The following is a 21,487-nucleotide window of genomic DNA, read 5'->3' as shown; positions in this document are numbered from 1 at the left end:
CACTCCGGCCGGTGCGAGGAATCCGTGGAACATCCCGGGGTGGGAGTCGAGGGCCGAACGGACCCCGGCATTCACATCCGTCACGGCGGCGGCCCCCTACGCCCGCTGGTTCGCGAAGTGCGGGATGACCTTCTCGCCCCACTGCCGCAGGGTCTCCAGACAGGCCTCCTGCGGCACCGTCCCCATCTGGATCAGGCACATGATCTCGTCGGCCCCCGCCTCCCGCAGCCGCTCCGCGTACGCGATCGCCTCGTCCGCGCTCCCGTAGGCGTGGTCCGCGTTGAAGGTGGCCGTCGCGGTCGGCCGTACCGGGATGTCCTGCTCGTGCAGCCGGGCCACCACCTGCTCGGCCGCCCTGCGCATCTCCGCTCCTTCGTCGGCGCCGGCGACCACCGCCTCGTCCGGCACCCCCGCCCCGCCGTACCAGTGGCCGATCGACTGCGCGAAGAACCGCTGCCCCCGGATCCCGATCCGCCGCGCCTCCTCGGGGTCGTCGAGCACGATCGTCGGGCAGAGCACCGAGAAGTGGTCGTTGACGGCCGTGGAGACGAACCGGCCGCCGTCCCGGCCGGCGATCGCGGCGTCGTAGACGGAGCGCATCCCCGCGATGGACTCCGGCCCGGCGAATCCCATCACGAGCGCCCCGACGCCCAGTTCCGCGGCCTGCACCAGGGTCTCGGCCCGGCTGCACGCGAGGAACAGCGGCGGATGGGGCCGCTGGCTCGGCCGGGGCAGGATCGGGTGCGGATCGATGTCGATGAGCTCCCCGTGGTACTCCAGCTCGTCCTCCTGCCAGGCCTTCCCGATGATCCGCAGGGCCTCCTCCACCTCCGCCGTGGTGCGGTCCCTGTCCACCCCGCACAGCGAGGTCTCCTGCACGGTGCCGCCCCGCCCGGCCCCGAGGTCGACCCGCCCGCCGGACAGCAGGTCGAGCATCGCGGCGCGCTCGGCGACCCGGACGGGGTGGTTGAAGGCGAAGGGCATGCACACGACTCCGTGGCCGATGCGTATGGTGTTCGTCCGAGCCGCGACGAAAGCAAGAAAGATTTCCGGGGCGGACATGTGGGCGTACCACTTCAGGGAGTGGTGCTCGACGGCCCAGATCCGGTCGAATCCCATCTGTTCGGCGAGTACCGCCTGCTCCACGCAGTCACGGATGACCTGGTGCTCGCGCTCCACGGTCGGGTCGGCCAGCTGTGCCTCGAAGATGACGGAGAACTTCACTTATGCCTCCAGGGTCGCGTCCTGTGCCGGGTCTCACTTCAATTCGAAATATGACTAGTAGTCAGAAGCCGAAGAAGCAAGAGCTTCCACCGACCGCGTGGGCGGTTCTCGGCCTGCTCTCCTTCCCCGGGGAGCGGACCGGCTACGAGCTGAAGAAGTGGGCGGACTCCTCGCTGCGCTTCTTCTACTGGTCCCCGGCCATCAGCCAGATCTACGCCGAACTGCGCCGCCTGGAGGAACTGGGCTACGCGGCCTCCGTGCGCTCCGGCCCCGAAGAGGCGCGGGCCAAGCGCCGCTACGGCATCACCCCCGCCGGACGCGAGGCGCTGGCCGGCTGGGCCTCCGACGTCGCCGAGGCGGGCCCCCCGGTGCTCAAACACGGTCTGCTGCTGCGCGTCTGGCTCGGGCACCTGGCCGAGCCGGAGCGGCTGCGCACCATGGTGACGGAGCATCTGGAGCGCACCACCGAGGAGTTGACCGCCGTACGGGAGGCCATGGCGCACGCCGCCACCGAGCCCGACTGGGCGTTCCCGGTGCTCGCCCTGCGCTGGAGCGAGCGCCAGCATCTGGCCGAACTGGAGCTGACGCGCGCCCTGCTCGCGGACCTGGACGGCCCGGAGGGCCCGCACGCGCGGGAACGTCAAGCCGGTGGGGACGCGCCCACGCCCGGGTGACCACGCTTGCCGCGCCGGGGGCTTCCCCGCCCCCGGCGGGCCCGTCGGGGAGCGGCAGGACGGCATTGCCGAGGCCCCGCAAAGGCGGTTTCATCGCATGCGGGGCGCACTAGCATGCGCCTCACATCGCGCGCGGCCGGTCGGGACACCGCGACCGCGCGGGGAGCCGCCGTCGACGGAAGGATGAGAACCTTGACTTTCCTCACCATCGGGCACCGCGGGGTCATGGGTGTCGAACCGGAGAACACGTTGCGCTCGTTCGTCCGCGCGGAACGCTCCGGCATGGACGTCGTCGCGCTGGACGTGCGGCTCAGCAAGGACGGCGCCCTCGTCGTCCTGCACGACACCGAGGTCGACCGGACCACCGACGGGTCGGGAGCCGTGGCCGATCTGACCCTGGCCGAACTGCGCGAGCTGGACGCCGGGGACGGCGAGCACGTTCCGGTCCTGGACGAGGTCCTCGACGCCGTCCGCGCCCCGCTCCGGATCCAGGTCCACGACCTCGCCGCCGTGGGGAACTTCGCTGAGCTGCTGCTGCGCCGCGATCTGACCGGCCGGGTGGAAGTGGCCTCCTTCCGCGACGAGGTGCTCGTGGAGGCGGCCCGGCTGGTGCCGGGCGTACGGACCGTGCTCTACGCGAACCAGACCCCGGCGGACGCCGGGGAGGCCGTCGCCCGGGCCGCGCTGGCCGGCGCGGAGACGGTGGCCCTGAACATCGGCCACCTCACCCTGCACACCGTGGAGGCGGCGCACGAGGCCGGACTGCGCGTGACGGGGTGGACGGTCAACACGCTGGAGCGGCTGCGCCTCGCGCGGGCCCTCGAACTCGACGGCGTGCTCACCGACTTCCCGGAGATCCGCTCCACGGGCCGCTTCACCGCCTGATCCCGGGAACGCGCACGGCGCACGGGGCGCGCACGACGTCCCGCACGGCGGCCGGCCCACGGACGGCCCGTCCCGTGGGCCCCGCCCCCGCGGCTACAGCGTCTTGACCAGCAGCTCGAAGGCCAGGTCGTCGCGGAGCGGAACGCCGAACCGCTCGTCCCCGTAGGGGAAGGGGCTCATCTCGCCGGTGCGCTCGTAACCGCGGCGCACGTAGAAGGCGATGAGCTCCTCCCGTACGTTGATCACGGTCATCCGCATCTCCTTGGCCGCCCACTGCTCGCGGGCGCGGCGCTCGGCCTCCAGCATGACCGCCTTGCCCAGCCCGCCGCCCTGCTGTCCGGGACGGACCGCGAACATGCCGAAGTAGACGTGGTCACCGCGGTGTTCGAGGTGGCAGCAGGAGACGATCTCGCCGTCGCGCTCCACGACGAGGAGCATGCCCTCGGGGTGCGCGACGATCCGGGCCACGTCCTGCGCGTCGGTCCGCTGCCCGTCCAGGAAGTCCGCCTCGGTGGTCCAGCCGCCGCGGCTCGAATCCCCCCGGTACGCCGATTCCACGAGCGCCACGAGCGCCGGGATGTCCGCCTCCACGGCACTGCGGTAGGTCAAGGCCTGGGGGGCGGCGCTCGGCATCGAGGGCTCCGTTCTGCGCGAGGTCACGCGAGGTCAAGCGACGTGCGTCTTCCGGTGGTCGCACAGAGCCTAACCTCGCCCGGCGTGATGGCCGTGTGAAGGGGGCATCTCTTCCGGTGAAGCCGACGAACCGGGAGGTTCCGCCGTGCACGGTCCCGCCACGTCCCTCTCCACCTCCGTCTCCGCCTGGCTCCTCGTCCTGCTCTGCGCGGTGAGCGGGGCGTACTGTCTGCGGCGCGCGGGGAGAGCCGGCGGCGGAGCGGCGGCCGGGGAGGCGGCCATGGGGTTCGGCATGGCCCTGATGGCGGTGCCGCTGCGGCTGGGCGGCGGCTGGCAGGCGCCCGTGCTGGGCGCGGTCTTCTGCGGGGCGGCGCTGCACGCCCTGTGGCTGCTGCGCGGGGGCCCGCACCACGCGCACCATCTGGTGGGCTCGCTGACCATGGTCTACATGGCGGTGGCCGCCGGGACGGGCGCGGCGCCGGGATCCTCGGGCCACGCCCACGGGCAGGGCGGCGCCGGGCTGCCGCTGCTCACCGGCCTCCTGCTCGTCTACTACGCCGGGTACGTGGTGCTGGGCGGCGCCCGGCTGGTCACCGTCGGCGCCGCGGGCGCCGCAAGCGCGACGGGCACCGCGGGCACGTCGGGCACCGCTGCCGGCACCGGCGCCCCCGCCGGACCGGCGGAAGTGCTCCGTGCCTGCCGACTCGCCATGGGAATCGGCATGTTGGCGATGCTGCTCACGATGTGAGGCCGCGGACGGGACGGCGAAACGTGTCCTGCGTCACCCTTGGCCCGGACCCATACCCGCAGGTAGCCGCACGCTCCTAGGCTGGGGCCCATGATGGTCCCCGCCGTTCTCCTGCTGCTCGGCGCCCTGACCGCGGTGCTCGCACCCCGCCTGCTGGCCCGGGCCGAATGGCCCGAGCGCGAGCCCGTCGTGGCCCTGTGGGCCTGGCAGTGCGTGGTGGGCGCCGTGCTCCTGTGCTTCGCCCTGTCGATGCTGCTGAGCGCGGCCGCCGCCTGGCAGGCCGTCCGGGGCAGGCTGTTCGCCCCGGCCCCGCACGGCGTGGTCGACGCCTACGCGCTGGACGCCTCGGGCGGGCTCTGGGCCGCGGGCACCGCCGTCGCGCTGGCCGGCGGCGGACTGTGGACCGGAGCGATGCTGGCCCGGGAGATCCTGCGGGCCCGCGCCCGGCGGCGCGCGCAGGGCGCCGAACTGCTGTCACGGGCCCCGCTGTTGCCCGGGGAGCAGGCCACCGGAACACGGCTCGTGGTACTGGAGGGGCAGCGGCCCGACAGTTGGTGGCTGCCGGGGCCGATCCCGCGGCTGGTGGTCACGACGGCGGCGCTGGGCCGGCTCAAGGGGAGTCAGCTGGACGCCGTACTGGCCCACGAGCAGGGGCACGCGGCGGCCCGGCACGACTGGCTGCTGCACTGCTCGCGGGCGCTGTCCGGGGGGTTCCCGCGGGTCCCGGTCTTCGCCGCGTTCGAGGCGCAGATGCACCGCCTGGTGGAGCTGGCGGCCGACGACGTGGCCTCGCGGCGGTACGGGCGCCTGACCACCGCCCTGGCCCTGATCGGCCTGAACGAGGACCGCGGGGTCTTCGGCCCGTCCCCCGCGCCGCACGCGCACGTCCCCCATCGGGTCCGGCGGCTGCTGACTGCCGCGCCCCGCCTGTCGGCCGTGCGCCGGATGCGGCTGACGGCCCTGGCGACGCTGGCTCCGGCGGTTCCGCTGCTGGTGGCCTTCGGACCGGGACTCGGCGCGCTGACCTGAGGGCCGCCGCGCACCGGGGACCACGGGCACCCTGGATCACGCGCACCGGGTACCGCGGGCACCCTGGATCACGCGCACCGGGTACCGCGGGCACCCTGGATCACGCGCACCGGGTACCGCGGCACCCTGGATCACGCGCACCGGGGATCGCGGGAGCCGCCCCTGCCGGGCACGAGCCGCGCCGGGTGCGAGGATCGGCGGATGCGGAGCGATCACGTACGGATGCGGATCCCACTGGTGTGCGCGCTGTCCGCCGCGGCGGTGGCGGCGGTCGTGCTGACGGTCCTGGTGGCCGTGCGCTGGGGTCCGCTGATGTCCTTCGACGGCCGGATCGCGCGCGGGCTGCACTCCTACGCCGTCTCCCACCCCGGGGTCACCCGGCCGGTGCGGGTGCTCAGCGACTGGGTCTGGGACCCGTGGACCATGCGGGCCCTGGCGGGCGCGACCTGCCTGTGGCTGTGGTGGCGGGGCGAGATCCGGTGCGCGGTGCGGATCGCGCTGGCCGCCCTCGCGGCCTCGGTGGTGAGTCAGGGGCTGAAGTTCCTGGTGGGGCGGGAGCGGCCGGTTTGGCCGGATCCGGTCGTCACCGCGGACTACGCCGCCTATCCGTCGGGGCACGCCCTGACGGCGACGGTGGTCTGCGGCCTGCTCCTGTGGCTGGTCGCACGCGGGCCGGCGCGGCCGTTCTCCCACTCGCTCACGAGGTCCCGCCCGGCCCTGGCGCTGCTCGGCGTCCTGGCCGCGGTCTCGGTCCTCGGGGTCGGCTTCACCCGGACCTACCTGGGCGTCCACTGGTTCTCGGACGTCCTGGCGGGCTGGCTGCTGGGCGCGGTGCTCGTGGCGCTCGCGGTCTCGGACGGTGCCTGCTCTGGGCGATCCCCCGTGTCGCCCAGAGCAGGCGGTCCGGTGCGCTGAGTATACTGGCCGCGAGCCAGTCAACGCAGGAGCAAGCATGTCCCCGCGCAGCGCATCGGTCAATGAAGAATTGCGCAGGCGTTCCCGGGAGCGACTGCTGCAAGCCACGGTCGAGCTCGTCGCGGAGCGCGGCTTCGAGGCCACCACCCTCGGCGACATCGCCGACCGGGCGGGAGCAGCCCGCGGCCTGGTGTCCTACTACTTTCCGGGCAAGCGCCAGCTCCTCCAGTCCGCCGTCCACCGGCTGATGCACCTCACGCTGGAAGCGGCGCTGGAGCGGGAGCCCCGGCCCGACGGGCCCGACGCCGGGCGGGAGCTCCTGGCCCGGGCCATCGACGCGATCCTCGGGCTGGCCATGGACCGGCCCCGGCTGATGCGGACCCACATGGCGGGCATCCTGCAGGCGGAGGGTTTCGTCCAGTGCGCCGAGCAGCAGCGGCTCGCGGAGCTGCTGCGGAAGACCGTCGTACGGTACGGATCGGCGAACGTGGACACCGACTATCCGCTGCTGCGGGCCCTGTTGATGGGCGCGGTGGTGGCGGTGCTGCTGCCGGGAGCGCCGATGCCGGCGGCCCGGCTGCGGGCCGAGCTGTTCCAGCGGTACGGGCTGGACTGGGAGCTGGGTGTTCCGCCGGACGGTGGGCCGCCCGGCGGAACGTTTCCCTCACCGCGTCAGCGGTAGTCGGGGCGCGTCAGCGGTTGTCGGCCGCGTCAGCCGTAGTCGGCAGCGTCAGCGGTAGTCGGGCTGGGTCTGCACGTTGAGCCGGTCCAGCAGCACCCACTTGGCGCTGTCGGTGCGCCAGTCGTCGAGCCGCAGCACGTCGAGGCCCTTGACGATGTCGTTCGAGTAGATGTGCCCGTTGTAGTAGTACGCGGACCAGGAGCCGCCGAGACCGAGCTTGTCGGTGGTCAGCGGGCCCCGCTCGAAGTAGGCGATCTCCTTCGGGCGGGTGGAGTCGGTGAACTCCCAGACGGAGATGCCGCCCTGGTACCAGGCCTGGACCATGATGTCGCGGCCGCCGCCGACCGGGATCAGCGAGCCGTTGTGGGCCACGCAGTTCTCGGTGTCGGCCTGCAGGCGCGGGATCTTGAAGTAGCTCTTGAAGACGAGCTTGCGCTGGTCGCCGCGGCCGGTGATCTCGTAGATGCCGTCGGCTCCCCGGGTGGGGCCGGTGGCCTCGTTGCAGGTGGCGCCGCCACCGCCGCCCAGCTCGTCGGTGAACACCACCTTGTTCGCGCGCTCGTTGAAGGTGGCCGAGTGCCAGAACGCGAAGTTCACGTTGTCCTGGACCCGGTCGATGACGCGCGGCTCCTCGGGCCTGCTGATGTCGAAGAGGATGCCGTCACCCATGCAGGCGCCCGCCGCGAGGTCCTTCGAGGGCAGCACGGTGATGTCGTGGCAGCCGGTGGTCTTGGAGACGCCCGGGTTGGTGGGCGCGCCCGGGTTGCCTCCGTCGGGGAAGAGGATCGGGAAGGCCACGACCGCGGCCTGCGTCGGGTTCTTCTTGGGAACCTTCACGACCGAGATGCCGTCGTGCGGCGGCTTGCAGTCGGGGAAGGCGTCGTTCGGGTTGTACGAGGAGACGTAGAGGTAGGCGTCCCGGCCGCCCGGCACCAGCGTGTGGGTGTGGGAGCCGCACGGGGTCTCGACGGACTTGATGTACTTGGGGTTCTTCTTGTCCTTGATGTCGAAGATCTTGATGCCCTCCCACGAGGACTTCTCCGTGGCGGGCTGCGAGACGCTGGTGCAGGAGTCGTCGCTGCGCGAGGAGTCGGTGGACAGGAAGAGCAGGTCCCCGTCGACCGAGATGTCGTTCTGCCCGCCGGGGCAGAGCACTTCGGTGACCTTCTTCGGCGCCTTGGGGTTGCCGATGTCGTAGATCACGAAGCCGTTGTAGTTGCCCGCGTAGGCGTACTTCCCCTGGAACGCCATGTCGGAATTGATCTGAGTCGGGTCGGTGCTCGGGATGTTGGCCAGGGGTTTGATGTTGCGGCTGTGGACGATCTCGTCCTGGCCGGGTATCTCGCCGGGTGCCAGTTCCCGTCCCGCGCCGGCCGCGGTGGCGGCGCTCTGCGGCGCACTCGCGCCCGCGCCCGGGAGCAGGTCTCCCGGGTCGGGAGTGGCGGCCGCGGGTCCGGCCGCCAGGAGCGAGGTGAGGAGTCCGGCCGCTGCCGCGGCCACTCCCAGGGATGTGCGCCGCGCTCTGCTGGTGTGCATCGAGGTCACTGTGCCCTCCCAAAGGTCCGGTCGGTTCCGCCCGTGGTGGGAACGGAACGCGGACCCCGGCAGTATGGTCCTTTGCATGGACATGGCGAAAGTCTCACTCGGGCGAATCGTCGGAGCGGCCCTGACCCTCGGGTTCCTGCTCCCCGTCACCGGCTGCCGCGACGGCGGCGCCCCGGACGCCGCGGCCGACGGCAGGCCGGCGGTGATCGCTCCCGGCAAACCCGGCGAGAAGGCGCGCACCCTCTCCCCCGAACAGGCGGCGAAGGAACTGCCCGACGACACCCCCAACGCGGCGGACCGAGCCTACGTGCGGAACATGATCGAACACCACGGGCAGGCGCTGACCATGAGTGCGCTGGCCCCCGACCGGGCCTCGGCCGACGGGGTCAAACGGCTCGCCGAGCGGATCGCGGCGGCGCAGAAGCCCGAGATCGGCGCGATGGAGGGATGGGCCGCCCGCAACCCGGCGCCCGGCACCTCCCCCGGAGGCCACGACCACGCGGCGATGCCCGGGATGGCCACCGAGCAGCAGCTGAAGGAGCTGACCGGCGCCAGGGGGCCGGACTTCGACCGGCTCTTCCTCGCCCTGATGACCACCCACCACGAGGGCGCCCTGAAGATGGCGGGCGAGGTCCTGGCCGCGGGCAACAACGCCGCCGTGGAGGAGATGGCCAACGAGGTGGCGGCCACCCAGAGCGCCGAGATCCACCGGATGCGCGCGATGGGCTGACGGCCCCGGCAGCCGGTGTCATGCTGGGAACACCTGCGGGAGGAGCTCCGCCGTGCTTCGTATCGCCGTCGTCGGATCGGGCCCCAGCGGGGTCTACGCCGCACAGACACTCGTACAGCAGCGTGAGGTGCCGGGGATCCGGGTCGACGTGATCGACCGGCTGCCGGCTCCGTACGGGCTCGTGCGGTACGGGGTGGCCCCCGACCACGAGAAGATCAAGTCCCTCCAGGGCAGCCTGCGCACCGTGCTGGAGGACGAGCGGATCCGCTTCCTCGGGAACGTCGAGGTCGGCGGGGAGGCCCTGCCCACCGCCCGGCTGCTGGAGCTGTACCACGCGGTGGTGTACTGCGTGGGCGCCGCTCGGGACCGGATGCTCGGCATCCCCGGCGAGGACCTCGCCGGGGTGCATTCCGCCACGGCCTTCGTGGCCTGGTACAGCGGCCATCCGGACGCCGCGGCCGAGGCGTTCGGGCTGCCCGGGGTGGATGCGGCCATCGTGGTCGGCGCCGGGAACGTGGCGGTCGACGTGACGCGGATCCTGGCCCGGGGCGTACCCGAGCTGGCCCCCACCGACATGCCGCAGCCCGCCCTCGGCGCGCTCGGCGCCAGCGGGGTGCGCACGGTCCACATGGTGGCCCGGCGCGGGCCGTCCCAGGGCAAGTTCACCACCAAGGAGCTGCGCGAGCTGGCCACCCTGCCGGGCGTGGACGCGCTGGCCGACCCGGCAGAACTGGCCCTCGACCCGGCGTACGCGGACCCGGGCGCGCCCCTCCCCGCGGTCAACCGGCGCAACGTGGAGGTGCTGCGCGGCTGGGCGGCGGATCCGGCGGTCGGCGGGGACCGGCGGATCGCGCTGCGGTTCTTCCTGCGCCCGGTGGAAGTGCTCGGCGGCCCGGCCGGCCGGGTCACCGGGATGCGCTTCGAGCGGACCGCCCCCGACGGCCTGGGCGGGGTCACGGGCACGGGGGTCTACGAGGACGTGCCGGCGCAGCTGGTGCTGCGCTCGGTGGGGTACCGGGGCGTGCCGCTGGCCGGGCTGCCCTTCGACGAGCGGCGCGGTACCGTCCCGCACGCCGCGGGCCGGGTGCTCAGGGAGGGCCGCGCCTCCGTCGGCGAGTACGTGGCGGGCTGGATCAAGCGCGGCCCGACCGGGGTCATCGGCACCAACCGGCCCTGTGCGAAGGAGACGGCCTCCTCCCTGCTCCAGGACGCGGGGGCGCTGGCCCGGCGCGACCGGGAGCGGGACCCGCTGGAGGCCCTGCGCGAGGCCGGGCTGCGACCGGTCCGGTGGCCGGGGTGGCTGGCCATCGAGACGGCGGAGGCGGAACTGGGGCGCTCCCTGGGCCGGCGCTCCGTCAAGATCCCCGACTGGGCGGGGCTGCTGGGGGCGGCGGGCGGCACGGACTGACTCCCCGGTCGGGGTCCGCCTGCCTCAACCGTCCGGACTCAACCGTCCGGCCCTCAACCGTCCGGCCTCGGCCGCCCCGCCTCAGCCGTCCCGCCTCGGCCACCCCGCCTCAGCCGTCGTCGCGCGCCTGCTCGGCGGCGGCCGCGGCCAGGACTCCGTCGAGGAGCCCGGGGAACAGCTCCGCCAGCTCCGCACGGCGCAGCCCGTTCATCTTGGCCGTGCCGCGGTAGCACTGGCGCACGACACCGCTCTCGCGCAGGACCCGGAAGTGGTGCGTGGTCGTGGACTTGGTGACCGGGAGCTCGAAGTACGAGCAGGCCAGCTCGGCTTCCGTGGCCGCGAGATCGCGGACGATGGAGAGCCGGACCGGGTCGGAGAGGGCGTGCAGGACGCCTTCGAGCCGGATCTCGGCGGGCTCGGGGTGGGCGAGGACACGGGCCGCGTCACGTTCCGTCATGTCCGTACTCCACTCGCTGGGTGATGCCGCGCTTCCTGCTGTGCCCCATCGTACGAGAACCATCGTAGGAGCGGATCCGAACGGTGGGTGCGGTGCGGGACCCCCGTCCCCGCACCGCACCGGTTCACCAGGAGCGGTGGTACTGCTCGGGCGTACGGATCCGCGCGCCGAGCTCGGCGGCCGCGCGGCGGGCCCAGAACGGGTCGCGCAGCAGCTCGCGGCCCAGCAGGACGGCGTCCGCCTCGCCGTTGGCCAGGATCTTCTCGGCCTGCTCCGGCTCGGTGATCAGACCCACGGCGGCGACCGGGAGGGTGGTCTCGGCCTTGACCCGGGCCGCGAAGGGCACCTGGTAGCCGGGGCCGACGGGGATGGTCACCCCGGGGGCGAGGCCGCCGGTGGAGACGTCGAGGAGGTCCACTCCGTGCTCCTGGAGCAGCCCGGCCAGCCGGACGGTCTCGTCGGCGGTCCAGCCGTCCTCCTCCAGCCAGTCGGTGGCGGAGATGCGGAAGAACAGCGGCAGCTCCTCGGGCCACACCGCCCGTACGGCGTCGGTGACTTCGAGGGCAAGGCGGGTGCGGTTCTCGAAGGATCCGCCGTACTCGTCGGTGCGCTCGTTGCTGTGCGGGGAGAGGAACTCCCCGATCAGGTACCCGTGGGCGCCGTGGATCTCGACGACCCGGTAGCCGGCGGCGAGCGAGCGCCGGGCGGCGGCCGCGAACTGCTCGACGACGTCCCGGATCTCATCGGCCGTCAGCTCGTGCGGGACCGGGTGGTCCGGGGAGAACGGCACGGGGCTCGGGGCGCTGGGCAGCCAGCCGTGCGCCTCGGGGCCGACGGGCCGCCCGCCCTTCCAGGTGCGGTCGGTGGAGGCCTTGCGGCCGGCATGGGCGAGCTGGATGCCGGGGACCGCGCCCTGTCCGGTGACGAAGGAGGTGATCCGGCGCAGCGCCTCGACCTGGGTGTCGTTCCAGATGCCGAGGTCGTACGGCGAGATCCGCCCCTCGGGGGAGACGGCCGTGGCCTCCTGAATGATCAGGCCGGTGCCGCCGGAGGCGCGGGCCGCGTAGTGCGCGAAGTGCCAGTCGTTGGCCACGCCCGCGTCCGGGCCGGAGGGCTCGGCGCTGTACTGGCACATCGCGGCCATCCACACCCGGTTCGGGACGGTGACCGAGCGGATGGTCCACGGCTGGAACAGCGCGGCGAAGGAAACGGGGGCAGCACTCATGAGGGGTCTCCAGAGGCGACTGGAAGCGCACCGGGGAACCGGCGCCACTAAGTACGAGATTCACCGTACTACGAAATCTCTCGTAGTACGAGACTCTTCGTATGACTGGCGGCTGCGCGGAGCGGGCCCGCGCGCGGCGACCTGCCGCTGTCAGTGGCCGGGTGCAGACTGACGGAAAAGCTGCCGTGCAGGACAAAGACGTCCGGAGGTGTCGGCCATGACCGACGTGCTACTGCTCGCTGGGACCCGCAAGGGACTGTTCATCGGCCGCCGGGATTCCGGCGGCACCTGGCAGTTCGGCGAGCCGCACTTCAACGCCCAGGCGGTCTCCGCCGTCGCCATCGACCGGCGCGGCGGCGCGCCCCGGCTCCTGGTCGCCGGGGACAGCACCCACTGGGGTCCCTCCGTCTTCAGCTCCGACGACCTGGGCGCGACCTGGCAGGAGCCCGCCGCGGCCGCCGTGAAGTTCCCCGAGGACACCGGAGCCTCCCTGGAGCGGGTCTGGCAGCTCCATCCGGCCGGCCCCGAGGCCCCCGGCGTGGTCTACGCGGGGACCGAGCCGGCCGCACTGTTCCGCTCGGCCGACCGCGGCGAGTCCTTCGAGCTGGTCCGCCCCCTGTGGGAGCACCCGACCCGGGACAAGTGGGTCCCGGGCGGCGGCGGCGAGGGCCTGCACACGGTGATCACCGACCCGGGCGACCCGGCCCTGGTCACGGTGGCGGTCTCCACGGCCGGGGTGTTCCGGACCACGGACGGCGGGGCGAGCTGGGCCCCGTCCAACCACGGGGTCTCGGCGGTGTTCCTGCCCGATCCGGATCCCGAGTTCGGCCAGTGCGTGCACAAGATCGCCCAGGACGCGGGCGACACCGACCGGCTGTACCTGCAGAACCACTGGGGGGTGTACCGCAGCGACGACGCCGGGGCCCGCTGGACCGACATCGGCGCCGGCCTGCCGTCCGACTTCGGCTTCGCGGTGGCCGCCCACCCGCACCGGCCCGGGACCGCCTACGTCTTCCCGCTCAACGCCGACATCGACCGCGTCCCGGCGGAACACCGCTGCCGGGTCTTCCGGACGCGGGACGCGGGCGCGACCTGGGAGCCGCTGACGAAGGGCCTGCCGGACGGGGACCACTACGGCACCGTGCTGCGCGACGCGCTCTGCACGGACGACGCGGACCCGGCCGGCATCTACTTCGGCAACCGCAACGGCGAGCTGTACGCCAGCCATGACGACGGGGACAGCTGGCAGCTGCTGGCCGAGCACCTCCCCGACGTCCTGTGCGTGCGGGCCGCCGTGCTGAACGGCTAGCGGCGGCGGCTAGCGGCGGCGGGCCGGGCCCGGGTCAGGCACCAGGCCCGGGCCCGGGCCTGGTCCAGCGCCAGGCCCCGGACCCGGGCCGCGACCTCAGCCGGTGAGCCCTCGGGCCTGGCGCACGGCCTGCGCCAGGTCGCGTACGGCCGGATCCTCGGTGCTCCCGGCCAGCCGGTCCGCGTGCCCGGCCAGGCTCCCCAGCGGGACGGAGCCCGGCACCCGCTCCCAGCCGCCGTCGCGCTCGCGCAGGGCGGAGGCGAAGTAGGCGGCCACCGCGGTGAGCTGGAACCGCGGGGACGCCGCGGTCCACACGTCGCCGGACAGGGCCGGCGCCTCGATCCGGCCCGACTCCTCGTGCGGCGCCCGGGTGCGCGGGTCCAGCCAGCGCACCGTCGCCGTCGCCAGGTGTCCGGTCGCGCCGGGGCGCAGCCGTACCGCGTACAGGGCGGTCACGGAGTGGCCCGAGCCGACCTCTCCCCCGTCCACGGCGTCGTTCCTGAAGTCGCCGTCGGCGACGCGGCGGTCGTCGTAGCCGATCAGCCGGAACCGTTCGACGGTCCCCGGATCGAAGGCGACCTGCGCCTTCGCGTCGCGGGCCCGCAGCTGCACCTGCGCCGGGAGGTCCTCGCAGAACACCTTGCGGGCGCCCTCCTGGTCGGAGACGTAGGCGGTGTGCCCGTCGCCCTTGTCGGCGAGCTGTTCCATGAAGGCGTCGTTGTATTCGCTGCCCACGCCCACGCCGAACAAGGTGATCCCGTACTCGGTCCAGGCTTGGCCGATCCGCTTCAGGATGGTGTCGGCGGAGGTGGCTCCGGTGTTGGCCAGGGCGTCGGAGAGCAGGACGACCCGGTTGGTGGCCCCGGGCCGCAGCGAATCGACCGCGACCGCTTACCCCTGGGTGACCCCGGCCTCCACGTTGGTCGAGTCGGCGGTGCGCAGCGCGTCGATCACCTCGTGGATGCGGTCGCGGTTGCCTCCGACACGGGTCATCGGCAGCTGGACCCGGGCCGCGCCGCTGAAAGTGACGACGGCGACGGAGTCGTCCTCGCGCAGCCGGTCGGTCATCAGGCCCATGGAGCTGCGGACGAGGTCGAGGCGGCCCGGCTCGGCCATGGAACCGGAGACGTCCACGACGAAGGTGAGCGCCGCGGGCGGCCGGGCCTCGGCGCCGTCCGCCCCGCCGTTGCCGACCCGGGTGGCGAGGCCGACGCGGACCAGCGACCAGTTCGGCTCGGTGGTGCGGGCTCCGTCCACGGTGACGGAGAAGCCGTCGCCTTCGGGCTGCTGGTAGTCCTGCCGGAAGCTGTTGACGAACTCCTCGGGGCGCACGGTGGCGGGGTCGGGGAGCTTGCCGTCCGCGAGGGTGCGGCGGGCGTACCCGTAGCTGGCGGTGTCCACGTCGAGCGCGAAGGTGGAGAGGTAGTCGGCGGGCGGTCCGGTCGGGCGCCGGCCGTCGCTCTCCCCTTCCGTGGTTTCTCCGCCGGGGCGGGTGGCGGACGGCCGCGGCCCGGCGTCGCCGCCGTTCCACCCCCCGTCGGTACGGCGGTCCGCGCCGCCGCTTCCGCAGCCGGCCAGCAGGAGGCCGCCGGCGAGGAGCGCGGCGGCGAGTCTGCCGTGGGTTCTCCGCCGGGCGGGGCGGCCCCTGCGGGGTGCGCCGGACCTGCTGGGTGCGCTGGACGTGCTGGGCGTGCTGGGCGTGCTGGGCGTGCGGTCCTCGCGGGGCTCCATACGGTCTCCCTCGAACGTGATCGGTGTTGGATGTGACGCCCGGGACGGGGAGTTGGAGCAATCGAACCTGTTGCGAACAGGTATCGAAGCGACAACGGGCGCCGGGGCTCCCGGCGGCCCGACACCGCGCCACGGCCCCGATCGTGCTCGGCGTCGGGGATGAAGGTGTTCGACGACGGCGCCGTGCCCGCCAACCTCGGCCTCCTCGTGCCCCGGCCACCGCCCCCCGCCCCCCGGCCACCGGCGCCAAGGGAACGGTGTACCTGCGCTACGGCCTCGCCGGCGGCACTCCGGCGACGGGCGCCATGAGGGCCCCCGGCCGCGGCGTCGGAACCGAGGCCCGAGAGCCCCGTGGCACCGGGCGGCGGACTGGGCCAGTAGAGTGATCCACCGTGGCAGCACGACCGTTGAACGAGATCGTCGAGCCGGGCTGGGCCCGGGCTCTGGAGCCGGTGGCGGCGCAGATCGCCGCGATGGGCGAGTTCCTGCGCGCGGAGATCGCGGCGGGCAGGACCTACGTACCCGCGGGGGCGAACGTGCTGCGCGCGTTCCAACAGCCCTTCGACGAGGTGAAGGTGCTGATCGTCGGGCAGGATCCGTACCCGACGCCGGGGCACGCGATCGGCCTGTCCTTCTCCGTCGCCCCCGACGTCAGCCCCTGGCCTCCGAGCCTCGACAACATCTTCCGCGAACTGCACGCCGACCTCGGTACGGGCAAGCCCCGGAACGGGGACCTCACCCCGTGGACCCGGCAGGGCGTCCTGCTGCTGAACCGCTCGCTCACCACCGCCCCGCGCAAGCCCAACGCCCATCGCGGCAAGGGCTGGGAGGCGGTGACGGAGCAGGCCATCCGCGCGCTCGCGGCCCGCGGCAAGCCCCTGGTGTCGGTGCTGTGGGGGCGCGAGGCGCGCAACCTCCGGCCGCTGCTGGGCGATCTGCCGGCCGTCGAGTCGGTGCACCCCTCCCCGATGTCCGCGGACAACGGGTTCTTCGGGTCACGGCCGTTCAGCAGGGTCAACGACCTGCTGGTCCGCCAGGGCGCGCAGCCCGTGGACTGGCGGCTTCCCGCCACGGGATGACCGGCCGCGTCACCGACCGGGTGACCGGAGAGCCGAACGGTATCTGACATTCCCCGGATAAATACGGACAGATGCCGCCGGAGAAGGCCCTGCCCGAACACCCGGTTTCGATAAACCAGTAGCATGCGGCGCCATGAGCTCCCCCACTGGGCCCGCAAATGGCCTGCCCGTACGAATGCCGCGACCCCGCCAGACCGGACGGCACCGCCGGCCCGAGCCCGCGGTGGCGCCAGAGGGCGCGCCCGCGCTGGTGCTCGCCGTGCCCGGTGCCCCCTCGGCCGCCTCGCGGGGGCTCGCGGAAGAGATCATCAGCATCGGCCGCTCCGAGCTGCCCGGCCTGGACGCCCGGGTCGGTTTCCTCGACGGTGACGACGCCACCGAGTTCCCGTCCCTGTCGGGCGTGCTGACCACCGTCGCCCGCGACCGCGCCGCCCGCGCGGAGTCCGCCCGCGCCGCCGGGCAGGAGGTGCCCGCGCCGACCGGCCCGGACGCCGTGGTCGTGCCGCTGCTGGCCGGCCCCGACGGGGGCCTGCTGCGCCGCATGCGCCAGGCCCTGATGGACTCCTCGGCCGCCGCCGAGCTCGCCGACCCGCTGGGTCCGCACCCGCTGCTCGCCGAGGGTCTGCACGTGCGGCTGTCCGAGGCCGGTCTCGCCCGCGCCGACCGGGCCAGGCTCTTCAGCGTCACCACGGCCGCCGACGGCATCGTCCTGGCCACCACCGGCGGCGAGGAGGCCGTGCAGGCCGCGGGCATCACCGGCATGCTGCTGGCCGCCCGCCTCGCGGTGCCCGTGATGGCCGCCGCGCTGGACGAGGAGGGGTCGGTGGCCGCCATCGCCGACCAGCTCCGCCGCGAGGGTTCGACGCAGCTCGCGCTGGCCCCGTACCTGGTCGGGCCGGAGGCCGCCGAGGGACTCCTCGACACCGCCTGCAAGGAGGCCGGCTGCAGCGCCGCCGACGTGCTCGGCGCGTACCCCGCGCTCGGCAAGCTGGCCGTCGCGCAGTACTCCGCCGCCCTCGGAATCACCCAGGGCGCCGCCGCTCACTGACCTCCCCGGCTCATGCCGTACGCAAGAGGGCCCGCGCCCCGGACCGTTCTGAAGCGAACGAGCCAGAGCGCGGGCCCTCTTGCGTACGGCGCCGGAGCTGTGCCCGAGCGGCGCCGGCCCGGGTGTCAGCCGAAGACCACGCAGGTGGCGGCGGGCACGGCCACGGTGCCGGCCCGGCGCGGTTCGCCGGTCAGGGGGTCCACGTCGAACCAGGTGACGTCGCCGGAGCGCTCGTTGGCCGCGTACAGCCGGCGCCCCGACGGGTCGGCGGCGAGATCGCGCGGCCAACTGCCCCCGCACGGCACGGTGCCCGTGAGCTGCGGCTTCTCCGCCCCGCCCGCGAGGGAGAGGGTGACGATCGTGTCGGCTCCGCGGACGGCCGCCCAGACGAAACGGCCGTCGGGCGAGGCCACGACCGCCGAGGGGTAGGGCGTTGGGGCCCCTGGAGCGCCCGTGGAGGCGACCGGAACCTCGGCGACCGGTTCCAGCTCGCCCGACTCCCCGTTCCAGCGGCAGACGGTCAGCTGCGGCTCCAGCTCGTGCAGTACGTAGACCACCTCGCCGGAAGGGTGGAAGGCGAGGTGCCGCGGGCCGGTCCCGGCGCGCAGCGCGGTCTCGGCGTGGAGCACCGGGGCTCCGGTGGCGGGGTCGAGCGCGCAGACCCGTACCGAGTCGGTGCCGAGGTCGACGCTGAGCACCCAGCGGCCGCCGGGGGCGGGCAGTACCTGGTGGGCGTGCGGGCCCTCCTGCCGGCCGGAGTCGGGGCCGGAGCCCCGGTGGGCCAGGACGGCGGCGGGCTCCCCGATCGAGCCGTCGGCGGCGAGCGGCAGACTGCTGACGCTGCCGGAGGTGTAGTTGGCGGTCAGCAGCCTGCGCCCGGCGAGGCCCAGGTGGGTGGGGCCGGCGCCGCCGACGCCGACGGCCGCGCCGAGGGGGACGAGCCCCTCGGTGGTGGTCCGGAAGGCGGCCACGGCGCCCTGTTCCGCCTCGCTCACGGCGTACAGCACGCCGGTCGCGGGGTCGTGGGCCAGGTACGAGGGCTCCGCGACGGCGTCGGTGGCCGAGAGCGGGGTCAGCGCTCCGGTGGCCGGATCCACGGCCGCGGTGGTGACACCGCGGCCGCCCCCCGAGGTGAACGAGCCGATCCAGGCCAGGTGTCCGCCGCTGCGGGCCGTACGGTCCGTACCGCCCACACCACTGTTCGCGTCGCCCACGGGAGGCCCCTCTCCGCCGTTCCGGATCCGTTCGTGAGCGACGGTAACAGAAGGTCTAGACCAAGTCCCGTCCCTGGGCCCGCTCCTGGGCGCCGGGGTGGTGGACGTAGGCGGTCGGGCTCGGCCGGTCCTCGAAGGTGCGGTGGAAGACCGGGGTCGCCGACCCGGAGATGGGCGGCACGATCCAGGACCAGTCCGCGCCCACGTCACGGCCCTTGCGCTCCTCCTTCTCCAGGTGGGTCAAGAAGCGCCGGGACTCCGTGTGGTGGTCGGCGATGGTGACCTTGGCTCGGTCGAAGGAATGCAGCACCGCCCGGTTGAGCTCGACGAGCGCGCGGTCCTTCCAGAGGGAGCGGTCGCTGGCGGTGTCGAGGCCCATGCGGCGGGCGACCGCCGGGAGGAGGTTGTAGCGGTCGGTGTCGGCGAGGTTGCGGGCGCCGATCTCGGTGCCCATGTACCAGCCGTTGAAGGGGGCCGCCGGATAGTGGATGCCGCCGATCTCCAGGCACATGTTGGAGATCGCGGGTACGGCGTGCCAGCGCAGGCCCCAGTCCGACCAGCCGTCACCGCCGGCCGCTCCGTCGGGGTGCTCGATGGGCACCTCCAGGACGGCGTCCGGGGGGACGTCGAACCAGCGGGGTTTGTCGTCGACCCCCTGCACGACCAGCGGAAGGAGGTCGAAGGGGGTGCCGGGCCCGCGGGACCAGCCCAGCGCGAGCAGCGCGCTGGTGAGCTCGGCGTTGCGGGCGTCGCCGACGGTTATCGAGGGGTGGTCGCCGTAACCGGCGTACCGGACCAGTTGCTCGCTCCAGATGACCGGTCCGGGGCGGTCCGGGGCGTCGGGGGCGAAGACCGTGATGGTGGGCCGGACCCGGCCGCCGTTGGTGGCCTCGCGCAGGTGCTCGAAGCACTCCTCGGCGATCCCGTCGGCGTCGGTGAGCCCGCGGCGGTCGCGGACGCGCAGCGAGTTCCAGTACAGCCTGCCTATGCAGCGGTTGCTGTTGCGCCACGCGACGCGGGCGCCGTGCTCCAGTTCCTCGGGAGTGTGCCGGTACGTGTCCGTCTCGGCGAGCTCGGCCCGCACGGCGGCGAGCCGCTCGCGCGGATCACCCGCGCTCGGGTTCTCCCTGTGGAACAGTCGGATGAACTCCTCGGCCGCTTCCCACACCTGAGCGGCGCTGGAACGCTGTTGAAGTATTTCCATTCCGGGCGGTTACCCCCTGTCCGACCAGGTCCACCCCGCGCGCCGGGAGCGGCGCCCTGCCGGATGAATGTGCAATGAACAATCACCCGTTGTACACGCCGCAGGTCAGCGGCGTGCGGAAGGCACGCCCGGAACACTCCTCCGTGTGATCTTCGTCGATCGGCCTGCGGACGGGAGTGGGAGAGACGTACCATCCGCGGCATGCCGGAGCCTGCGGAGCTCCGGGGTCAGGCCCCCACCAGCGGGGAGCGTGACGAGGTGCGCAAGGGTCCGTCGAGCTGCGCGAGGAGCCGCTCCAGACCGTGCAGGTGCGCCAGCGCGGGCTCCGCGGCGGCCCGCGCCGGGTGCACCGACGGCGCGGCCGGGCGGCGCTCCGCGCCGCGTTCCGCTTCCGGTGCCAGCAGGGCTTCCACGGCGGCCTCCACGCGCCAGCACGCCGCCGCGAGCCGGGCGTCGTGGCTCGCGTCCGGGTCCGCCGCCACCGAGACCAGCCCGCGCACCTCCACGGCGCACTCGTCGAGCAGCGCGAGCACCCGGCGGGCCCTGGCCTTGCGGCCCCGGTAGGGGCTCAGGGGGTGGACGAGCGGAGCCAGGGAGAGCCGCACCCGGCCCAGGAACAGTTCCAGTTCCGCGGCGTGCGGCGCCGGGTCGGCCACCGGGGAGCCGGCGAGCCGGGCCGCGGCCTCGGCGGTGCAGGTGCGCACGCAGCGCAGGGCGCGCTGGATCCACATGTCGTTGGTCGCGTGGGTGGTCACCGGGAGCACCAGGATCACGGCCAGCCCGGCGCACACCGCGCCGACGGCCGTCTGCTCCAGCCGCAGCACGAGCAGACCGGGATCGAGCACGCCCAGCAGTCCGTACAGCAGGCCGGCCATCACCGTCACGGCCAGCATCATCCAGCTGTAGGACACGGCGGCGGTGTAGAAGATCCCGAAGACGCAGAGCGCCACGAGCACGGCCGTGGGCGCCGGCGCCCCGTTCAGCGGGATGGCGATCAGCAGGCCGGCGCCGATCCCGAACACCGTGCCGAGCACCCGGCGGAAGCCGCGGACCAGGGTCTCGCCGCGCGAGGCGGTGTTGACGAAGATCCACCAGGCGGTACCGACCGCCCAGTACCAGCGGTCCTCCGACAGGGCCTGGCCCATGCCCAGCGCGACCGCGCAGGCGGCGGTGGCCTGGAAGGCCTGGCGGGTGGTCGGCCGGGCCAGCCCGGTCCCGGGCGGCGCGGGCGGTACGGCGGCGGGCGGTACGCGGCGCTCGATCGGCCACAGCACGAACCGCACGGCGCCGGCCGACAGGAGGGCCAGTCCGACGGCCGCGTACAGCTCGGGCAGCTGCGCGGGCCTGGCGTGCAGGAACTGGGTGACGAAGAAGTTCATGAACGCGAAGATCCCGAGGGCGTGCCCGCGCACCCCCCACCTGCGGGCGTAGACGCCGGCGAACACCACGGCGACGAACACCGCGTCGCGGGCGAGCGGTACGCCGTGCAGGGTGGTGGCCAGGGCCAGTATGGGGAAACCGGCGGCCGGCAGCAGGGCGGTGGTCACCCGCTGGGCGCGCACGGTCGAGTCGGTCACCGTGAACAGGGCGAGCAGGGCCGCCAGTCCCCCGGTGATCGACGCGACGAGCGAGAGCCCGCACAGCTCGGCCACGGCCACCGCGAGGGCGACGCCGATGACGGCCCGCGACGCGTTCCTGAGTCTTGCCCGCCCCGGATCCGGAGCCACGAACATCCTCTTCACGGCGG

At 73.7% G+C, this 21,487-nt stretch carries 19 protein-coding genes and 1 pseudogene; 11 read left to right on the top strand and 9 right to left on the bottom strand.

The genetic code is table 11. From position 1 onward, the window contains the following. Window positions 1-96: 96 nt before the first annotated feature. Window positions 97-1,224: an LLM class flavin-dependent oxidoreductase gene (locus ACIQV3_RS00210; protein ID WP_403708034.1), complete on the bottom strand. Its 1,128-nt coding sequence runs from the start codon at window positions 1,222-1,224 to the stop codon at window positions 97-99. Between the two features lie 50 nt (window positions 1,225-1,274). Between ACIQV3_RS00210 and ACIQV3_RS00205 the strand changes: the two genes are divergently transcribed. Together ACIQV3_RS00205 and ACIQV3_RS00200 are read left to right on the top strand one after the other, a co-directional pair. Next, complete coding sequence (locus ACIQV3_RS00205; RefSeq protein WP_403708031.1) at window positions 1,275-1,898, top strand: PadR family transcriptional regulator; 624 nt, start codon at window positions 1,275-1,277, stop codon at window positions 1,896-1,898. 192 nt (window positions 1,899-2,090) lie between these two features. Then, window positions 2,091-2,783, top strand: a complete 693-nt coding sequence (locus ACIQV3_RS00200) for a glycerophosphodiester phosphodiesterase (RefSeq protein ID WP_403708028.1) — start codon at window positions 2,091-2,093, stop codon at window positions 2,781-2,783. A gap of 93 nt (window positions 2,784-2,876) precedes the next feature. Here ACIQV3_RS00200 and ACIQV3_RS00195 read toward each other — a convergent pair whose 3' ends face one another. Continuing rightward, the gene (locus ACIQV3_RS00195) at window positions 2,877-3,416 is read right to left on the bottom strand and encodes a GNAT family N-acetyltransferase (RefSeq protein WP_403708025.1); all 540 of its coding nucleotides are present in this window, start codon (window positions 3,414-3,416) and stop codon (window positions 2,877-2,879) included. Between the two features lie 145 nt (window positions 3,417-3,561). Between ACIQV3_RS00195 and ACIQV3_RS00190 the strand changes: the two genes are divergently transcribed. The 4 genes from ACIQV3_RS00190 to ACIQV3_RS00175 all read left to right on the top strand — a co-directional run bounded on the left by ACIQV3_RS00190 (window position 3,562) and on the right by ACIQV3_RS00175 (window position 6,790). Then, complete coding sequence (locus ACIQV3_RS00190; RefSeq protein ID WP_403708022.1) at window positions 3,562-4,164, top strand: DUF5134 domain-containing protein; 603 nt, start codon at window positions 3,562-3,564, stop codon at window positions 4,162-4,164. A 90-nt stretch (window positions 4,165-4,254) separates the two neighbouring features. Further along, window positions 4,255-5,193: a M56 family metallopeptidase gene (locus tag ACIQV3_RS00185; protein WP_403708019.1), complete on the top strand. Its 939-nt coding sequence runs from the start codon at window positions 4,255-4,257 to the stop codon at window positions 5,191-5,193. Window positions 5,194-5,394: 201 nt separating this feature from the next. Next, a complete protein-coding gene (locus tag ACIQV3_RS00180) occupies window positions 5,395-6,108 on the top strand; it encodes a phosphatase PAP2 family protein (protein WP_403708016.1) in 714 nt (237 codons plus the stop codon). Window positions 6,109-6,145: 37 nt separating this feature from the next. Next, window positions 6,146-6,790, top strand: a complete 645-nt coding sequence (locus ACIQV3_RS00175) for a TetR/AcrR family transcriptional regulator (protein ID WP_403708013.1) — start codon at window positions 6,146-6,148, stop codon at window positions 6,788-6,790. 48 nt (window positions 6,791-6,838) lie between these two features. On the opposite strand, the gene ACIQV3_RS00170 is transcribed toward ACIQV3_RS00175, so the two are convergent. Beyond that, window positions 6,839-8,326 (bottom strand): LVIVD repeat-containing protein, encoded by a 1,488-nt coding sequence (locus tag ACIQV3_RS00170; protein ID WP_403708010.1) that lies wholly within the window; start codon window positions 8,324-8,326, stop codon window positions 6,839-6,841. A gap of 85 nt (window positions 8,327-8,411) precedes the next feature. Between ACIQV3_RS00170 and ACIQV3_RS00165 the strand changes: the two genes are divergently transcribed. Next, window positions 8,412-9,065, top strand: coding sequence for a DUF305 domain-containing protein (locus ACIQV3_RS00165; RefSeq protein ID WP_403708008.1), 654 nt, complete (start codon window positions 8,412-8,414; stop codon window positions 9,063-9,065). A 52-nt stretch (window positions 9,066-9,117) separates the two neighbouring features. Next, window positions 9,118-10,473 carry an FAD-dependent oxidoreductase gene (locus ACIQV3_RS00160; RefSeq protein ID WP_403708005.1) on the top strand — a complete coding sequence of 452 codons (1,356 nt, stop codon included), beginning with the start codon at window positions 9,118-9,120 and terminating at the stop codon, window positions 10,471-10,473. A gap of 109 nt (window positions 10,474-10,582) precedes the next feature. Here the strand turns inward: ACIQV3_RS00160 and ACIQV3_RS00155 are convergent, their stop codons facing one another. Then, on the bottom strand, window positions 10,583-10,930 hold the full coding sequence (locus ACIQV3_RS00155) for an ArsR/SmtB family transcription factor (protein WP_403708002.1): 348 nt from the start codon (window positions 10,928-10,930) through the stop codon (window positions 10,583-10,585). A 124-nt stretch (window positions 10,931-11,054) separates the two neighbouring features. Then, entirely contained in the window at window positions 11,055-12,155 is a 1,101-nt protein-coding gene (locus tag ACIQV3_RS00150; protein WP_403707999.1) for an NADH:flavin oxidoreductase/NADH oxidase, read from the bottom strand. 217 nt (window positions 12,156-12,372) lie between these two features. Here ACIQV3_RS00150 and ACIQV3_RS00145 point away from each other — a divergent pair, with 217 nt between their 5' ends. Beyond that, window positions 12,373-13,464: a WD40/YVTN/BNR-like repeat-containing protein gene (locus ACIQV3_RS00145; RefSeq protein ID WP_403707996.1), complete on the top strand. Its 1,092-nt coding sequence runs from the start codon at window positions 12,373-12,375 to the stop codon at window positions 13,462-13,464. 96 nt (window positions 13,465-13,560) lie between these two features. Here the strand turns inward: ACIQV3_RS00145 and ACIQV3_RS00140 are convergent. Beyond that, window positions 13,561-15,195: pseudogene (locus ACIQV3_RS00140) on the bottom strand (von Willebrand factor type A domain-containing protein). 392 nt (window positions 15,196-15,587) lie between these two features. On the opposite strand from ACIQV3_RS00140, the gene ACIQV3_RS00135 reads away from it, so the two are divergent. Together ACIQV3_RS00135 and ACIQV3_RS00130 are read left to right on the top strand one after the other, a co-directional pair. Beyond that, window positions 15,588-16,274: a uracil-DNA glycosylase gene (locus tag ACIQV3_RS00135; protein WP_403707993.1), complete on the top strand. Its 687-nt coding sequence runs from the start codon at window positions 15,588-15,590 to the stop codon at window positions 16,272-16,274. A 133-nt stretch (window positions 16,275-16,407) separates the two neighbouring features. Beyond that, the gene (locus ACIQV3_RS00130; RefSeq protein WP_403707990.1) at window positions 16,408-17,322 is read left to right on the top strand and encodes a sirohydrochlorin chelatase; all 915 of its coding nucleotides are present in this window, start codon (window positions 16,408-16,410) and stop codon (window positions 17,320-17,322) included. 125 nt (window positions 17,323-17,447) lie between these two features. On the opposite strand, the gene ACIQV3_RS00125 is transcribed toward ACIQV3_RS00130, so the two are convergent. The 3 genes from ACIQV3_RS00125 to ACIQV3_RS00115 all read right to left on the bottom strand — a co-directional run bounded on the left by ACIQV3_RS00125 (window position 17,448) and on the right by ACIQV3_RS00115 (window position 21,473). Further along, the gene (locus tag ACIQV3_RS00125; protein ID WP_403707987.1) at window positions 17,448-18,536 is read right to left on the bottom strand and encodes a lactonase family protein; all 1,089 of its coding nucleotides are present in this window, start codon (window positions 18,534-18,536) and stop codon (window positions 17,448-17,450) included. Between the two features lie 55 nt (window positions 18,537-18,591). Further along, window positions 18,592-19,740 carry a nitric oxide synthase oxygenase gene (locus tag ACIQV3_RS00120; RefSeq protein WP_403707984.1) on the bottom strand — a complete coding sequence of 383 codons (1,149 nt, stop codon included), beginning with the start codon at window positions 19,738-19,740 and terminating at the stop codon, window positions 18,592-18,594. Window positions 19,741-19,967: 227 nt separating this feature from the next. Continuing rightward, window positions 19,968-21,473 carry an FUSC family protein gene (locus ACIQV3_RS00115; RefSeq protein WP_403709100.1) on the bottom strand — a complete coding sequence of 502 codons (1,506 nt, stop codon included), beginning with the start codon at window positions 21,471-21,473 and terminating at the stop codon, window positions 19,968-19,970. Window positions 21,474-21,487: the final 14 nt, after the last annotated feature.

The sequence above is a fragment of the Streptomyces sp. NPDC099050 genome (genome assembly GCF_044759865.1).
Classification (GTDB): domain Bacteria; phylum Actinomycetota; class Actinomycetes; order Streptomycetales; family Streptomycetaceae; genus Streptomyces.
The sequence above is the reverse complement of the archived record's forward strand: the minus strand, read 5'-3'. Positions and strand labels throughout refer to the sequence as shown.